The organism is Ligilactobacillus salitolerans (assembly GCF_003864415.1).
Classification (GTDB): Bacteria; Bacillota; Bacilli; order Lactobacillales; family Lactobacillaceae; genus Ligilactobacillus; species Ligilactobacillus salitolerans.
In genome coordinates this window covers 1-388 of record NZ_BFFP01000120.1, presented here as the reverse complement: position 1 = coordinate 388, position 388 = coordinate 1, and the positions used below count along the sequence as shown (strand labels likewise).

At 44.3% G+C, this 388-nt stretch carries 1 protein-coding gene; it reads right to left on the bottom strand.

Annotation, left to right across the window (positions count from 1 at the left end; genetic code table 11):
• A partial coding sequence (locus LFYK43_RS12330; protein ID WP_268227154.1) for a group II intron maturase-specific domain-containing protein occupies positions 1–388 on the bottom strand: 388 nt, incomplete at both ends.

The following is a 388-nucleotide window of genomic DNA, read 5'->3' as shown; positions in this document are numbered from 1 at the left end:
CAACCATTCATCTAGATGTTGAAGAAAGATTTTCATCTTCCCGCTAGAGTAATATTGGATCCAGCCCTGCATTTTCTGCTTGATTTCTTGCAAGATCTTATCAAGGCTGACGCCTCGATTTCTCTTGGTGATTCTTTTCAGTTCTTGTTTAATTCTTTGCTTGGCCTTTTGATGAGGGCGCGGATAGGCGCCATTGCGCCCCACACTCAGAGAAAAGCCCAGAAACTTCAGACTTAAGGGAGAGCCGACTTGTGTCTTCTCTGTATTCACTTCGACCTTGAGTTTCTTTTCTAAGAACTGGGTGATGCTTTTCAGAACCCGTTCACCTGCCCGCCTGCTTTTGACATAGATATTACAGTCGTCCGCATAGCGTACAAATTTATGTCCT